Raw genomic sequence first — 15,822 nt, forward strand, 5'->3', positions numbered from 1 at the left:
AGGAGTGAGCCTGCTCGCGATAGCGGTTTCATGGATGTTACTTTCTCAGGGATTGAAGCAATTTCGTCTTTTTTAGAAAAACTTCAATCCTGCTATTGACTTAGGTTCGCTACCTGCGTAAATTTCGCGGCCTCGGAGATGCAAACGGGTGATTAGCTCAGCTGGGAGAGCGTCTGCCTTACAAGCAGAATGTCGGCGGTTCGATCCCGTCATCACCCACCACTCCCGAGAAACTTGCGTAAGCAAGAACGTAGGCTGAAAGTGCCTGCACCGACGCGCAGCGGTAGTTCAGTCGGTTAGAATACCGGCCTGTCACGCCGGGGGTCGCGGGTTCGAGTCCCGTCCGCTGCGCCATATTGTACAAATCAGACTTGTCTGGTTTGCGATTGAAAAGCACCGAAGCTTTCAATCAAAACGAGTTACTTGAGCGCAAGCTCAAAGCGATACGCAGCGGTAGTTCAGTCGGTTAGAATACCGGCCTGTCACGCCGGGGGTCGCGGGTTCGAGTCCCGTCCGCTGCGCCATATCTGCTTCAAGGATCACTGAACGCCTTGAAGCACCGAAAGCAACCGTTGGTTGATTCGGAATCGATAGCAAAGACCCTGGTCGAGAGACCGGGGTTTTTTGTGTCTGAAATTTGACCTCCGCTCCCATCACGCAACCCGGCTCCCTGTAGGAGCTGCGGCACGCTGCGATCTTTTGATCTTGATCGTAAAAAACAGGATCAAAAGATCGCAGCCTCGTTTCACTCGACAGCTCCTACAAGGGATGCCTGTAACCATCCTGCGGTGCCACGTCGCATTGTCTTTTTTGATTCTTTAGTCAGAAATTTGTATCTGGTTGTTTGCTGCGAGCGCAGAAACCTTTAAAGTTAACCTTTCGGTCAGCTTTGCACTGTCATTTCGTCCTTCGTTTAGCCAAGAAGGGCTTCTGCAAGACTCGAGATTCCCCAGTAGATAACCAGAAGGGCGGATGTATAACCGTCCAGAGGATGATCCATGTCCAACCGTGAAATAACCCGGCGCTCGTTCCTCCAGGGCGGGCTGGTGGCGGGTGTGAGCGTCACGCTTACGCCGCTCAGCACCCAGGCGCTGGCTGCCTTGATGGAAAACAGCGTGACCGTGCCGTCCGAAAAATGGCTCGGCAACAACGGCAAAGCGCGCCAGCGTAACGATGCCTTGTCGAAAGTCTGCGGCAGCAAAGTCTTTGCCCGCGACATCCGTTCCAAGGACATGCCGGGCTGGCCCGAGCAGCAAGGCCACGCCATGCTGCTGAAAACCATCAAGGCCGACCATATCTATGCCGGCTACGACCTGTCGTGGCTTGGCGCCGATCTGCAGCCTGACCGCATCGTCACCGCTGCCGATCTGGACAAGGACGGTATCGTCTTCCCTGAGGAGCATGCACCGGATCCGCTGCTGCCTGAAGGCAAAGTGCCGATGTTCATCGGTCACCCGGTAGCGATCCTGATCTGGAACGACTTCGAGCGTTTCCGTCAGGCCAAGAACAAACTCAAATTCAATGACAAAGCGATTCGTTACGGCGCCAATGTGCCGTTCTACGAAGGCGATCCCTACGGCAGCTTCCGCTACGTGCGCGTGGGCGGCCCGACCTCGGCAGATGAAGACGAATTCGCCAGCCTCAAGGATTCGATCCTGTTCCCGATGCTGAAAAACCGTCGCCCGGTGTGGAATTCCCAGCCGAACCTGCACGGTAATCTCACCGAGCGTGGCCTGTTCTACGCCGATCGCATGAAGGGCCAGATCAACACGCCGCCGGACAACTGGCTGGTGTTCGATGAGCGCTACAAGACGCCGTCGATCGAACCGGCCGCCATGGAGCCGGACAACGGCAACGGCTGGTACGATCCGAAAACCAAGACGCTGCATTTCGTGGTGGCTACCCAGTGCCCATTGGAAGCGGCGACCGAGACCGCGAAAATGATTTCGCCGTCGCGCTTCGGCCTGGACAACCTGAACATGCACCCGGGTTACACCGTGGGTTACGGTTCCAAAGACCACAACATCTTCGTTTACTACGCAGCCCTCGCTGCGCTGTACGGCGCCGGTGTGCCAGTGCGTCTGGCGAACGACCGTTACGAGCAGTTCCAGAGCGGCATCAAGCGTCACCCGTTCGACATTCGCTACCAGTTGGCCGTGGACAAGAACGATCAGACCTTCAAGATTTTCCTCGCCGACATGAGCGTCGACGGCGGTGGCCGGATCAACTACAGCCCGTCGGTGGCCGCTGTGGGCGCCACGGCCGCGCAGTCGATTTACTACATGCCGCAGAACGACCTGCAAGTCACCGCGTATCACTCGCGTGGTGTTGAAGCCGGTTCGATGCGCGGTTACGGCACCCTGCAAAGCATGGCGGCGACCGAAATGATGGTCGACGAAATCGCCGATCGCCTGAACGTCGATGCCATCGAACTGCGCCGCAAGAACGCGCTGCGTTCGGGGATGAAAAACACCCAGGGCGCGATCCCGGCCGGTGCTCTGCGTTTGCACGAGATTCTCGACAAGGCCGCTGCACACGAAGTCTGGAAAAACCGCGACGCGATCAAGAAACAACGCGAAGCCGCTGACCCGGATAACTGGTACGGCGTTGGTTTCGCCATCTGCCAGAAAGACTTTGGCACCGGTTCTGAAGCGCCGATGGCCAGCATCGAATTCACCGCTGACGGTCGCATCACCTTGCGCCACATCGGCATCGAAATCGGCACCGGCATGTCCACTTCGCAAGCCTTGGTCGTCGCCGATTTCCTCGGCAGCCCGGCCCACGAAGTGAAGACTGGCGAAACCGAATGGAAGGAAATGCAGCTGATCACCAGCGGCAACCCTTACATCATGAGCCAGGCCGACCAAGATAACCTGCTGCGCAACCCGCGCTGGGTCGGCAAGTTGGCCTCGGCGTCGTCCGCGACCAACTCGGCTTACTACTTCAGTCACGCCACCCGTGAAGCAGCCCGCGTGTTGTTCAACAACGGTTTGTGGCCGGCGGCCATGGAGATCTGGCGTCAGGGCCCTTACGGCGGCCAAGCCAACCCATACGTTGTGCGTCGCGAAGATGCGCACTGGGTGGATGGCAAGCTGACTGCCAACGGCATGCAGCCATTGACCTTCGAAGAGCTGGCCAAGCACGCTCACGAGCGTGGTCTGGTTACCGGCGCCACCGTTCACGCGTTCAACCGCTGGAGCTGGGCTGAGGCCGAATACAGCATCGACGGCGTGCGCGAGCGTCTGCCGCTCGACGGTCTGGCGGTGAAATACGGTGATGGTGCGCCGAAAGCCAAGAAAGCGTTGATGACCACGTCTGGTTTCCATCTGCTGGATCGCCAGAACATCAACTACCCGGTTGTTCAGTTGAACAACGCTGCCGTGACTTACTACAGCCCGGTCGCCACGCTGGTCGAGCTGAAGGTCAACAAAGGCTCGCTGGATGTTGAAGTGCTCAACCACCATTCGTGGGTCGAGTGCGGTCGTGTGTTGGTTGAAGAGTTGGTCAAGGGCCAGCTCGAAGGCGGTATCGCCATGGGCATCGGTCACGCACTGATGGAAGAGATGCCGCTGTACGAAGGCGGGCCGGGGGAGGGTGACTGGAACTTCAACCGTTACCGTCTGCCGATGGCGCGTCACGTTGCCGTGTGGAAACAGACGTCGGAGATTCTCCCGGCACTGTCGCCGAGCGATCCGTCCAAAGGCATCGCTGAAGTGGTGATGATCCCGGTTGTCGGGGCCATCGGTAACGCCGTGGCGCATGCCATCGGTAAACGTGTTCGCGATCTGCCTATCACTCCAGCGCGCATCAAGGAGGCCCTCAATGGCTAACCGTCCGCTTCAACTGACCCTCAATGGTCAATCCGTCGGCCCGGTGGACATCCCTGATGACCTGCCGATGATCGACTACCTGCACGAATACAAAAACCTCACCGGCTCGCGTCTGGGCTGCGGTCAAGGTATCTGCCACGCTTGCGTGGTGATTGTCGATAACCCGGACGGCACCAGCGAAGAAGTGCGCACCTGCATCACCGGCGCGCATTACTTCGAAGGCAAGAAAGTCCGCACCATCGAATCCCACGCCAAGCGTGACGAAGCGGGCCAGGTCACTGAGCTGAACCCGATCCAGCAGCGTTTCGTCGATGAGTTCGCCTTCCAGTGCAGCTACTGCGCGCCAGGCTTCGTCAACGCCGCGACCGTGCTGGTCGAGAAGCTGCAACGCCAGCCGACCGTGCAAAGCAAACTCGAGCAAGTCATCGAAGACAGCCTCGGCCATCACATCTGCCGTTGCACCGGGTACGTGCGTTACTACAACGCCACCCGCAACGTGCTGACCGATCTCGGCCTGGTCAAGGAGGGTTAAGCATGAAGCTTTTTCTGACCCGACTGACCCTGGCGGTCGGTCTGGCTGCGCCGGTGTTGTTTGCTCACGCCGATGATCAGGTCAAACGCGGCGAGTATCTGGCTCGCGGCGCTGACTGCATGGCGTGCCACACTGCACCGGGCGGCGCGCCGTTTGCCGGCGGGCTGCCGATCGTCTCGCCGTTCGGCACGATCTACGGCACCAACATCACGCCGAGCAAAGAACACGGCATCGGTTTGTACAACGATGACGAGTTCTTTGCAGCGCTCACCGAAGGCAAGCGTCGCGACGGTGCGAACCTGTATCCGGCGATGCCATACACCTCGTATCACCTGATGCCGCGCGAAGATTCGGACGCGATCCATGCGTACCTGAAAACCATCGAGCCGATCGAGCGCGCTGCACCGGTCACCAGTTTGAGCTTCCCGTTCAACGTGCGTCTGGGCCTGATGGGCTGGAACGTGCTGTACGGCAAAGCCCTGAAACTGGAGCCGGCCGAAGGCAAAAGTGAAGCGTGGAAGCGCGGCCAATACATGGTCGAAGTTCTCGGCCACTGCGGCGAATGCCACACGCCACGCGGCCTGCCGGGCGCGATGGAACTGGACAAGCGCCTGACGGGCGGCATCCTCAATGGTTATCTGGCGCCAAGCCTGCTGGCCACTGATCTGGCCGCGCGCGGCTGGAACGAACAGGATCTGAGCACGTTCCTCAAGCACGGCATGAGCGCGCAAGGGACGATGTTCAACGAGATGTTCCCGGTGTTCCACAACAGCACTCAGGGCCTGAGCGATCAGGATCTGGCGGCGATGGCGACGTTCCTGCTTGGCGACAAACCGCCGGCAGCCAAAGCGCTGGTTGAAGTGCCGGTCGAGAAACTCAGCGCCAGTGCCCAGCGCGGTCAGCAGGAATACCTGAACGTCTGCGCCGGTTGCCATGCGGTCGGTGGCGAAGGCAAACCGCACATCGCGGTGGCCATGCGCGGCAACACCACGCTGCGTCTGGAAGATCCGCGCAACCTGCTGCGCGTGATCGAGGACGGTATCGGCGAGCAGAAATTCTCTGGCTTCGAGCGCATGCAGCCGATGCCGGGTTTCGCCGACAAACTCAAGCCTGAACAACTGACCGATCTGCTCAACTACCTGCGTCAAGGTTGGGGTGGTCAGTCGGCTGAACTGGCAGTGAGCGACGTGCAGAAGCTGCAAGCTGACGCACCGTCCATCGAGCACAAGGCGCACTGACATGCAGCATCTCGATCTGCAAGTGGTTCGGCGAGCGCTGGAGTGGTCGGTGGCGGGGCAGCGCATTTGGCTCTGCACCGTGCTGACCACCTACGGCTCGGCGCCGCGCGCGCCGGGTTCGCTGCTGGCGGTGAACGAAGGCGGGCAGTGGATCGGGTCGCTGTCGGGTGGCTGCGTCGAGGAAGACTTTCTTGAGCGCGTCGCCGAAGGTGCATTTCTCGATGCGATCAACGTCGTGCGTTATGGCGAAGGCGACGATCCGCGCTCGCGGGTCAGCCTGCCGTGCGGCGGCATTCTCGATGTGCTGGTTGAGAAATTTGACGCTGACTGCGAGGTGCAGGCGCATCTGCGTGAGTTGGAATCGGCGCTGCTCGGTCAGCGTCGTTTGATTCGCGAGGTCGATCTGGCCAGCGGTGCGCGCAGCCTGTTCGCTGATCGCGAGCAGGGTGCGCGCATCGAGCGTGAGATTGATCGGGTGCGTATCCGCATCGGCGCGGCGCAACGTTTGTTGCTCGCCGGCTATTCCAGTGTGGCGCAGGCGTGTGCCGAATTTGCTGTCGGCCTCGGCTTTGAAGTGATTCTCTGCGATCCGCGCGATGAAGTGCTTGAAGGTGTGGTGCTCAATGGCGTGGAAATTCGTCGGCAACTGCCATCGGTGTTTATTGCCGATGGTGGCTGCCACCGTGATACGGCGGTGGTGGCGCTGACCCATGATCCGCGCATTGACGATCTGGCGATGATGGAGGCAGTGCGTACCGAAGCGTTCTACATTGGCGTGATGGGTTCGCTGCAGACATCGCAGAAACGCTTTGAGCGCCTGCGCCGGATTGGCGGGCTGGGGGAGAGTGAGTTGGCGCGAATTCATGCGCCGATCGGGCTTAACCTTGGCAGCAAGACGCCGGCGGAGATTGCCTTGGCGGTACTTGCCGATATCCTGCGGATTCGTAGCGGCATCGCTCGCGACCAGCTCTGATTACCTGGTAGATGCATTTGTGGCGAGGGGATTTAGCGAAACGTCGCACCGCCCCGATGGACTGCGTAGCAGTCCCATTTTTTGGGGCCGCTGCGCGACCCATCGGGGATAAATCCCCTCACCACAGGGTTTCCATAGCTCGAATTTAAAAACCGTACTTATCCCGCAACCCGTAATACCAAGCCCCCAACGCCGCAAACGGCGTGCGCAACATCTGCCCGCCCGGGAACGGGTAATGCGGCAAATCCGCAAACGCATCAAAACGCTCAGCCTGACCGCGCAATGCCTCAGCCAACACCTTGCCCGCCAGATGCGTGTACGTCACGCCATGACCGCTGCAGCCCTGCGAGTAATAGATGTTGTCACCCAGCCGCCCAACCTGCGGTAAACGCGACAAGGTCAGCAGGAAATTTCCTGTCCAGGCGTAATCAATCTTCACATCCTTGAGCTGCGGAAACGCCTTGAGCATTTTCGGACGGATGATCGCCTCGATGTTCGCCGGATCCCGGGCGCCGTAAACAACGCCGCCGCCGAAGATCAGACGCTTGTCGCCGGTCAGTCGGTAATAGTCGAGCAGATAATTGCAGTCTTCGACGCAGTAATCCTGCGGCAACAGCGCTTTCGCCAGTTCATCACCCAGCGGCTCGGTGGTGATCACCTGCGTGCCACACGGCATCGATTTCGCTGCCAGCTCCGGCACCAGATTGCCGAGGTAGGCATTGCCCGCGACGATGATGAACTTGGCCCTCACCTTGCCCTGCGGCGTATGCACGACCGGGTTAGCGCCGCGCTCGATACGCACAGCGGGCGATTGCTCATAAATGCTGCCGCCCAACGACTCCACAGCGGCCGCTTCACCCAGCGCCAGGTTCAGCGGATGAATGTGCCCGCCGCTCATGTCGAGCATGCCGCCGACATATTGATCACACGCCACCACTTCGCGGATGCGGCGCTGATCCAGCAGTTCAAGCTGCGTATGGCCAAAGCGCTCCCACAGGCGCTTCTGCGATTCCAGATGACCCATCTGCTTGGCAGTCAGCGCGGCAAACACGCCGCCGTCCTTCAAGTCGCACTGAATGTTGTACTTGGCCACACGCTCACGAATGATCCGCCCACCTTCAAACGCCATCTGCCCGAGCAGTTGTGCCTGCTTCGGCCCGACGCTGCGCTCGATCACATCAATGTCGCGGCTATAACTGTTAACGATCTGCCCGCCATTGCGCCCCGACGCGCCGAAACCAACCTTGGCCGCCTCCAGCACCGTCACGCGAAAACCGTTCTCCAGCAGAAACAACGCCGAGGACAGCCCGGTATACCCGGCGCCGATCACACAGACGTCCGTCTCCACGTCATCCTGCAAAACAGGGCGGGGCGGTACGGCATTGGCCGACGCAGCGTAATAGGACTCTGGGTAAGGGGTGTTCGCCATCCTGCAGCCTCTGTTTAATATATTTTACGAGTGCATCGATCCTACCCGAGTTGAAAAACCTCCGCCAGCCACCGGAAAATCCTCGTCGCCGACTCGAAATTAAATATTTTGCATATTCATAGGGTTAGGTGAAAAAAAGGTGTTGACACCCCTCCGGAATTCCGTAGAATGCCGCCTCACAGCAGGCACGTAGCTCAGTTGGTTAGAGCACCACCTTGACATGGTGGGGGTCGTTGGTTCGAGTCCAATCGCGCCTACCAAACAAAATCCGCTCTGCTGGGCGGTCTAGAAGGGCTCACCGAAAGGTGGGCCCTTTTTTGTTGTCTGCGATTTGCAAAACTTTTGCAAAGCCCGTTTTGGAGCGAGGATCTTCGCCAATCCTGACTGCTGCCACAGACAGATCCAGTCGATTATTTACTCTACGCTGCAAACCCAGCGATGGTTATGCCGGTAGGGCGCTCGGATGAATGCAACGTCTGATACCAGAGTCATGCCGCGTTCCTGGAGCGCTTCGGTCAGTTGTACGAGTGTCTCTGCTTCGATAGTCATTACTGCACCTCGTCAGATTTACTGCGTTCACAATTCTTGACCGAATGCCGAATCAGGTAATTCATTTTTTCTGCCTGAGTGAGTTGTTCGGCGTGGAAAGTGATTAAGTCGAATGCAGTCGACCTTTCCAAGGAATCTGCTCCGGGGTTGCTCGTAAAAACTGGTCGAGTTGTGAATCTATAAATTCGAACCAATCCTTGGTAAGCGATCACCGTTCGTCGCCGATGGCATGAAAAATAATTCGTATATTGAATGGGTTACGGTTTTATTTAACCAACCGGTTATCAAAAACACCTTGTTACAGACTGTGAATTTCAGTAACATTCGCCCCGCGTTCACCACCACGGTTTATGCATTTTTAAATCCCAAGCTTCCATCAGCTGCTTGGGATTTTTTTTGCCTGCGATTTGGCTTCTCCGTTCTTCTTGCGCAAGGACGTAACAAGTCCCACGTACCTGCGCGAGCAAACCCCTACTTTTTCGACTACTACTGACTGGCCGATTTTCTACTCTTGTTCATGGGAGTGTCTCGATGCTGGTTCACTGGTTTCTTGCAGCGGTTCATCTACTGGCGTTTGCCCTGGGCTTCTGGGCGGTACTGACGCGCGGGACGGCGTTCAGTCGACTCGCTGCCGGAACCGGAGAGGTGAAGCGGGTTTTGCTCGCTGACAATCTATGGGGTGTCTCTGCGTTGATCCTGCTGATCACCGGCGGGATGCGGGCCTTCGGTGGGTATGAAAAAGGCACCGACTATTACCTGCATCAGCCGCTGTTCCATCTGAAGATGACGTTGTTTGTGCTGATTCTGCTGATGGAGCTCGCGCCGATGATTACGTTGATCAAATGGCGGATCGCTTTGGCAAAGGGCAAGCCGATTGATACCGGGCGGGCAAAAATCTATGCACGAATCAGTCACGCTGAAGCGCTATTGCTGGTGCTGATGGTTGTCGCCGCAACAGGAATGGCGCGAGGGGTGACGTTCGGCTAGGAGAGCGGATTCCCCGTGCTCTCTCGGAAACGTCCGACATCCAGCCTTAAGATTGGCGGGTAGTATCGGATTCAACAGAGGGCAGGGTGGATCAAGCGGGGCGGGAAAGCATATCAAGCGCCGTGGCCAACGAAGTGGGGGTGGATGGCAGGACGGCGCATGAATCTTTAGCCAGTCATTGCGTTCGGGCAAGCTAACTGGCTACTGACTGCTGTGAGGCTCAGGGCGTTTGTGGCTTGTCCGGTGCGGTCAGGCCAGCTTGAATGCGCTGATAGATCTCTTCACGGTGTACGGCAACGTTCTTTGGAGCGTTGATGCCGATGCGAACCTGTTGGCCGCTTACGCCCAGAATGGTGATCGTAATGTCATCACCAATGTTTATGCTTTCACCGACTTTGCGGGTGAGTATCAGCATGGTCTTCTCCTTGATTGCTTTGTAGGGCACCTGATTCAGACAGTGCAGAGGTCGGTGGTACGTATAGATTAGTGCGAAGTCTCACAGTTTGGGTGCCTCTTTCTGACGCGCAGATGCGGCATTAATTCCCAGGGCGTAACTATACAGAGGCTGCAATCATCATTCTCGTTGTTTTGTGCCCATTTTGCGGGGCTCGCGAAGTATTTTTGAATGTTAAGATCGCGCCTTTGAGAATTTCGAGGAAAGCGTTGTGCGCAAATTGGTCTGGATGGTCGCGGCACTGGTATTGGCCGGGTGTGGTGAAGGCAAAAACGTTGAGGCACCGAAACCACAAACGGCAGCAGTGACGGCGCCAGCAGCGGCGGCTGCACCGCAATGGGATCTCGAAGTGCGCGGCGAAACCCCGCAGGCTGTCAGCGACCTGAGCGGCTGGTTGATCGAGCACGCTTTCATCCCGACGGTGATCAAAGACAGCAGCGGCAAACCGCGCATTCTGATCGGCCCGTTCAACTCGCAAGCCGACGCCGAAGCGCGAAAAGTAGAAGTGGATGCGGCATTGGTAAAAGCCAAGAAACAAAATATTGAATCGGTGGTGATCGAGCACCCGATCACGCCGTAAGCCTGCCTTTCAGCGGAGCGCCCTAAAGGTCATCGGATCAGGCTCGTCTTATACGAGTCAGTCACGATTTCCCAAAGGAGCTCCGCATGGCCTCCAACCCCTACAAGCTGTTCGATGTCACCCTGCAACGCAAAACCCAACTGAGCCCGCACATGATGCGGATCACCCTGGCCCATCCCTCGGTCAACGACATGGCCACCTGGGCGCCGGATCAACGGGTAAAACTGTTTTTCCCTGCGGCCGATGGTTCGCCGGCCAGACTGGCTCAAGGCGAAGGCTGGTACGCGCGCTTCAAGGCCATGATCGTCGATCGACGTCCGGCGATGCGCACTTACACCATTCGCCATTTGCGCGCCGAACAAGGCGAAGTGGATATCGATTTCGTCCTGCACGGCGAAACCGGCCCGGCCTCGCGTTGGGCGCTTCGTGCGCAACCGGGGGATTCGATGCAGATCCTTGCGCCCGACCGGCGCTTCTCGGCGAATGACGCCGGGGGCTTCGAATGGAAGCCGCCGCAAGTCCTCAATCAGGTTCTGCTGGTCGCCGACGGCACCGCGTTGCCGGCTGCCATGGGCATTCTTGATTTGTTGGCCGCGAAAGCCGCTCCGCCCCAGACTCAAGCGTTCTTTGAAGTCGACAGCGCTCAGGACATGCTGCCAGTTCCCGATTGGCCGGGGCTGACAGTGCAGTGGCTGATCCGCGAGAAAACCACCGCCGGCACGTTGATGGTAGAGGCAGTAAAAACAGCCATTACACCCATCAACACTTCAACCGTCGGCCAGGCTGTTGAGCTCGCCGACGTCGATATCGACAAAGAAATACTCTGGGAAATCGCCGAAACCGCCGCCGAAGGTTTTTACGGCTGGATCGCTGGAGAAAGCGCGGCAGTGATGAGCTTGCGCAGGTACTTGATCAAAGACTGTGGCATCCCGCGCGAGTCGCTCAATCTGATGGGTTACTGGCGCTACAACAAGGCCGGCAGCTAGCCACAAAAAAGGCCTTGAACATCACGTTCGAGGCCTTTCTTTTGCGTGTTCGATCAACCGCAGGCTTTCATGTTCACCGGGCCGACAAACTCATTGCCGCGCCCCATCACGCACGCCACGCTTTGATTGCGTTGACGCTCCCAGTCTTGCACCGGGTAAGTCTTGTCCCACGCTTCATACAATTGCCGATCCTGTTTCGAAATGCGTAAGCCGTATTGCTTGCTCATATAGAAATAGGTGCGGGCGATCATGCCGCGAATGGAAGGGCGGGGCATGACTTTCTTCGCTTTGAAATCAACCTGGGTCAGGCACGAACCGTATTGACCGGATTGCACCGGCAGCCAGCCGTAGCTGAAGTTGCTGCGGTCGCCGTTGACCTCGCCAATGCTCGGCACCAGGTTGTGCAAATCGGCTTCGGCCTTCTGGTAGGTCGGATCGTAGCGTGTGCAATTCTTGCGACCCCCGTCCTGCCAGCATTGGCGCTGATGGCCAATCTGCCAGGCCGGGACGATGTGTTCCCATTCGATGCGCGACGCACGCTTGGCGTTCTTGCGCGGCACATAACCGCAGGCCTTCAAATCCACTTTGTTGCCGGAGTACTTGCACCCGCAATAAAACTCCGTGGACTGTGGCGCGTAGAGCTTCCACGCAGCCTTCTTGGCTTCAGAAAACGTGCGTGGCGCTCCGGCCTGTGCGCCAAAAGCGATGAACGACAACAACAGCAAAACAAAACAGCGGACACTCATTGAATCAATCTTCCTTCGGCACAACCCAAAAAATCTGCACGCCACCATCGTCGCGATAGGCGAGGGTAACGTTGTCGTTCTCGTCGATTTCCTCAAGCAAACGCTCCCAGTCATCCATCGGCTCGTCCGGCAGACGGAAGATCAGTGCGGCTTTGGCTTTTTGTGCGGTAGGGGAATTGATGATCTTTTGAACGCGCATACCCATGCGTTCAAAGGCGTCAGGAGCATCAGGGGAGGTGGCCACGAGGTTATCCTTATTAAGCTGTACGTGCATACAGTATTTAACTGTAGGCATTTTCGCAACTGCTTAAAATTCAAGAAAATCCTCTGACAGCGGTTTTTTGATTTTAATGTGAGGCGAGTCGATTTTTTTGTAGGAAAAATGCAGAAGGGTCGTAAGCGTCACACCACTCGCCCGGTAAACGAGTGGTGTGAAGTGTGCCCGATCAAGAGAAGACCGGGCGAAGGTCAATCAGTATTCCCAGAACATCCGTTGCAGCTCTTTGCTGTCGTTGGTTTTAGTCAACGCGACCATCGCCAGGATGCGGGCTTTCTGTGGGTTCAGGTCGTGAGCAACCACCCAGTCGTACTTGTCGTCAGGCTGTTCGGCGTTGCGCAGAACAAAACCGCCGGCGTTGACGTGGGACGAACGAATGATTTGCACGCCTTCCTTGCGCAGCTCTTGCAGGGCTGGCACCACGCGGGAAGACACCGAACCGTTGCCGGTGCCGGCATGGATGATTGCTTTGGCGCCGGATTGGGCCAGGGCTTTGTAGGCTGTATCGCTTACGTTGCCGTAGGAATAGGCGATTTCTACGTCAGGCAGGCTCTTGATGTTCTTGATGTCGAATTCCGAATCCATGGTGTGGCGCTTGGCAGGCAAGCGGAACCAGTAGGATTTGCCTTCAACGACCATGCCCAGCGGGCCCCAGGCGCTTTTGAATGCTTCGGTCTTGATGTTGATCATTTTGCTGACGTCGCGACCCGACTGGATCTCGTCGTTCATGGTCACCAGTACGCCTTTGCCGCGCGCGTCTTTGCTGCTGGCCACGGCCACGGCGTTGTACAGGTTGAGCATGCCGTCGGCGGACATGGCGGTGCCTGGGCGCATCGAACCGACAACGATGATCGGCTTGTCAGTCTTCTCGACCAGGTTCAGAAAGTACGCGGTTTCTTCGAGGGTGTCGGTACCGTGGGTGATGACGATGCCGTCGACGTCTTTGCTGTCAGCCAGTTCGGCGACACGACGACCGAGTTGCAGCAGGTTGTCGTTGGTGATGCTTTCGGAGGCGATCTGCATGACTTGTTCGCCACGCACGTTCGCCAGTTTGCTCAGCTCCGGAATGCCGGCGATCAGTTGCTCGACGCCGACCTTAGCCGCCTGATACGTCGCGCTGTTGGCGGCGCTGGCACCCGCACCGGCAATGGTGCCGCCCGTGGCAAGCACCACAACGTTGGCGAGTTTGGTCTGGGTTTCGACTTCTTTTGCCTGAAGGGCTGTGGGCAGGAGCATGAGGAGGGCCAAAGCGCCCGGAAACAAAGTGTTGAAAGCAGATTTCATTATTTTTCTCTCTAGTAGTGAGACGGTGCTGATGCAGGTTCATCTAGATGCGCCCCAGCCGATCTGGATGCCGGGGTGCAGGGTAGGGAGCAGGATCTGTACCATTCGTACTCTGCTCGAGAAAAATGTTTAAGTTCATGATTTATATCAGGATTTATTCGATCGATAGCGTGTCGTAATCAAGTGCATATCCGGCTTTCCGAACAGAACGGGCTTTTATGTTCGGCTCACCGAAAAGCATGGCGATGTTGATTGCCTGTCGGGAGTCCGACGTTTCCAGCGTCTTATTAAAGAAAGCGTCAGGCAGGCCGATGCCTGTTCAAGGAATCCATTTTTTCAGGAGTTTCACATGTCACTGACAGTCGGTTTTGCCAACCCCGGCGCGGTCACCATCGGTGGTAAAACGGCGGCAACGATCGATGCGCTGGCCAAAGCGGATGCAGAAGCGTCACCCAATGCAGTGGGCAAGGAAGAGGCTGATAGCAAAACGGTGAGAACCGGCGGGCCGGCGCAGGAAGAGAGCAAGGCTGAAAGCGGCGGCAATCAAAGCGTCACCATAAAACTGCTGCTCAAGCGCATGCAGGAACTGCAAAAGCAGTTGCAGGAACAGCAGCAGCAACTAGCCGCCGCGCAAGCCGCGAAGTATCCAACTCCGGAAGCCAAGACCACCGCGGTCATGTCGATTCAGGGGCAGATCGCCGATACCAACGCAGCGCTTATGGAGGTGGCGGGCACCCTTGTCAAAGAGATGGCCAAGGGTTCGAGCACCGGCAGCGTGGTCAATACCACGGCATGAGAAGAGGGCGAGTCCGATGACTTGCCCTGCCGCAAAATACTGATTTCTGTTTATTGACAAATGTCGGCGGGATTCGCATAGTTCGGTCTACGCAAACGTTTGCGCGGCTTTGTCGGCTGGTTTCTCCTGTAGGGAAGACCACGCAGCTTACGCCAGCGCAACCTTTGCTCACAATAATCATAAGATCGGAGTGAACCCATGAAGCTGCCATTCGCTGGACGTCTTCTTGCTGTCGCTATGCTGGCTGCCACCGCCGCCGCGCTACCTGTCTCCTCGGCGTTCGCCGAATCTGTCGAAAAACCTAAAGTCGCACTGGTCATGAAATCCCTGGCCAACGAATTCTTCCTGACCATGGAAGACGGCGCCAAGGCCTACCAGAAAGAACACTCCGCCGATTTCGACCTGATCTCCAACGGCATCAAAGATGAAACCGATACCGCCGGCCAGACGCGCATCGTCGAGCAGATGATTCTCGCCAAGGTCAACGCATTGGTGATCGCGCCTTCTGACTCCAAGGCCATGGTGCCGGTGATCAAGAAAGCCGTCGACGCCGGTATTACCGTGATCAACATCGACAATCAGCTTGATCCGGCCATCGTCAAAAGCAAAAACATCAGCGTGCCTTTCGTAGGCCCGGACAACCGTAAAGGCGCGCGTCTGGTCGGCGAATACCTGGCCAAGCAGCTCAAGGCCGGTGACGAAGTCGGCATCATCGAAGGCGTATCGACGACCACCAACGCCCAGCAACGAACCGCAGGCTTCAAGGACGCGATGGACGCGGCGCAGATCAAAGTGGTTTCGCTGCAATCCGGCGACTGGGAAATCGACAAGGGCAACAAGGTTGCCGCCTCGATCCTCAGCGAATACCCCGACGTCAAAGCACTGCTGGCCGGTAACGACAGCATGGCCGTTGGCGCCGTTTCCGCCGTACGTGCCGCCGGCAAGGCTGGTCAGGTGCAGGTCGTTGGTTACGACAACATCAACGCGATCAAGCCGATGCTGAAGGACGGTCGTGTGCTCGCCACTGCTGACCAGTTCGCTGCCAAACAAGCTGTATTCGGCATCGAGACTGCGCTGAAAATCATCAAAGGCGAGAAAGTCGACAGCGGCCCGAATGGCGTGATCGAAACGCCGGTCGAGCTGGTCACCAAGTAAGTCTTC

14 protein-coding genes and 4 tRNA genes are annotated in these 15,822 nt (G+C 57.5%); 13 read left to right on the plus strand and 5 right to left on the minus strand.

The genetic code is table 11. The features are described from left to right. The first annotated feature begins 146 nt into the window (after nt 1-146). The 7 genes from AD669_RS09255 (at nt 147) to AD669_RS09285 (ending at nt 6,573) form a co-directional block, all read left to right on the plus strand. Nucleotides 147-222, plus strand: a tRNA-Val gene (locus tag AD669_RS09255). A gap of 55 nt (nt 223-277) precedes the next feature. After that, nucleotides 278-354 (plus strand) — tRNA-Asp (locus AD669_RS09260). 93 nt (nt 355-447) lie between these two features. After that, nucleotides 448-524, plus strand: a tRNA-Asp gene (locus AD669_RS09265). Nucleotides 525-998: 474 nt separating this feature from the next. Continuing rightward, nucleotides 999-3,830, plus strand: coding sequence for a xanthine dehydrogenase family protein molybdopterin-binding subunit (locus AD669_RS09270; RefSeq protein ID WP_053118956.1), 2,832 nt, complete (start codon nt 999-1,001; stop codon nt 3,828-3,830). Continuing rightward, nucleotides 3,823-4,362, plus strand: coding sequence for a (2Fe-2S)-binding protein (locus AD669_RS09275; RefSeq protein WP_053118958.1), 540 nt, complete (start codon nt 3,823-3,825; stop codon nt 4,360-4,362). The genes AD669_RS09270 and AD669_RS09275 overlap by 8 nt, the downstream gene beginning before the upstream one ends. Nucleotides 4,363-4,364: 2 nt before the next feature. Next, complete coding sequence (locus AD669_RS09280; RefSeq protein ID WP_053118960.1) at nt 4,365-5,600, plus strand: cytochrome c; 1,236 nt, start codon at nt 4,365-4,367, stop codon at nt 5,598-5,600. 1 nt (nt 5,601) lies between these two features. Then, on the plus strand, nt 5,602-6,573 hold the full coding sequence (locus AD669_RS09285) for an XdhC family protein (protein WP_053118962.1): 972 nt from the start codon (nt 5,602-5,604) through the stop codon (nt 6,571-6,573). A 145-nt stretch (nt 6,574-6,718) separates the two neighbouring features. Here AD669_RS09285 and AD669_RS09290 read toward each other — a convergent pair whose 3' ends face one another. After that, nucleotides 6,719-8,002: an FAD-binding oxidoreductase gene (locus tag AD669_RS09290; protein WP_053118964.1), complete on the minus strand. Its 1,284-nt coding sequence runs from the start codon at nt 8,000-8,002 to the stop codon at nt 6,719-6,721. A gap of 183 nt (nt 8,003-8,185) precedes the next feature. Between AD669_RS09290 and AD669_RS09295 the strand changes: the two genes are divergently transcribed. Next, nucleotides 8,186-8,262, plus strand: a tRNA-Val gene (locus AD669_RS09295). Between the two features lie 820 nt (nt 8,263-9,082). Further along, complete coding sequence (locus tag AD669_RS09300) at nt 9,083-9,538, plus strand: DUF2214 family protein (protein ID WP_053118966.1); 456 nt, start codon at nt 9,083-9,085, stop codon at nt 9,536-9,538. A gap of 220 nt (nt 9,539-9,758) precedes the next feature. Here AD669_RS09300 and csrA read toward each other — a convergent pair whose 3' ends face one another. Next, a complete protein-coding gene (gene csrA / locus AD669_RS09305) occupies nt 9,759-9,953 on the minus strand; it encodes a carbon storage regulator CsrA (protein ID WP_003179932.1) in 195 nt (64 codons plus the stop codon). A gap of 250 nt (nt 9,954-10,203) precedes the next feature. Here csrA and AD669_RS09310 point away from each other — a divergent pair, with 250 nt between their 5' ends. Next, on the plus strand, nt 10,204-10,572 hold the full coding sequence (locus AD669_RS09310) for a sporulation protein (RefSeq protein WP_053118968.1): 369 nt from the start codon (nt 10,204-10,206) through the stop codon (nt 10,570-10,572). An 86-nt stretch (nt 10,573-10,658) separates the two neighbouring features. Then, nucleotides 10,659-11,558 carry a siderophore-interacting protein gene (locus AD669_RS09315; RefSeq protein WP_053118970.1) on the plus strand — a complete coding sequence of 300 codons (900 nt, stop codon included), beginning with the start codon at nt 10,659-10,661 and terminating at the stop codon, nt 11,556-11,558. Between the two features lie 53 nt (nt 11,559-11,611). Here AD669_RS09315 and AD669_RS09320 read toward each other — a convergent pair whose 3' ends face one another. The 3 genes from AD669_RS09320 to AD669_RS09330 form a co-directional block, all read right to left on the minus strand. Beyond that, the gene (locus AD669_RS09320) at nt 11,612-12,304 is read right to left on the minus strand and encodes an endonuclease (protein ID WP_053118972.1); all 693 of its coding nucleotides are present in this window, start codon (nt 12,302-12,304) and stop codon (nt 11,612-11,614) included. Nucleotides 12,305-12,308: 4 nt separating this feature from the next. Further along, entirely contained in the window at nt 12,309-12,578 is a 270-nt protein-coding gene (locus AD669_RS09325) for a DUF1654 domain-containing protein (protein ID WP_371262368.1), read from the minus strand. A gap of 198 nt (nt 12,579-12,776) precedes the next feature. Further along, nucleotides 12,777-13,865: an asparaginase gene (locus AD669_RS09330; protein WP_053118976.1), complete on the minus strand. Its 1,089-nt coding sequence runs from the start codon at nt 13,863-13,865 to the stop codon at nt 12,777-12,779. Between the two features lie 349 nt (nt 13,866-14,214). On the opposite strand from AD669_RS09330, the gene AD669_RS09335 reads away from it, so the two are divergent. Continuing rightward, nucleotides 14,215-14,661: a hypothetical protein gene (locus AD669_RS09335; protein ID WP_053118978.1), complete on the plus strand. Its 447-nt coding sequence runs from the start codon at nt 14,215-14,217 to the stop codon at nt 14,659-14,661. A gap of 198 nt (nt 14,662-14,859) precedes the next feature. Continuing rightward, nucleotides 14,860-15,816 (plus strand): sugar ABC transporter substrate-binding protein, encoded by a 957-nt coding sequence (locus AD669_RS09340; RefSeq protein ID WP_053118980.1) that lies wholly within the window; start codon nt 14,860-14,862, stop codon nt 15,814-15,816. The last annotated feature ends 6 nt before the right edge of the window (nt 15,817-15,822 follow it).

Origin of the sequence: Pseudomonas sp. P1.31 (genome assembly GCF_001269815.1) — a bacterium.
Classification (GTDB): Bacteria; Pseudomonadota; Gammaproteobacteria; order Pseudomonadales; family Pseudomonadaceae; genus Aquipseudomonas; species Aquipseudomonas rustica.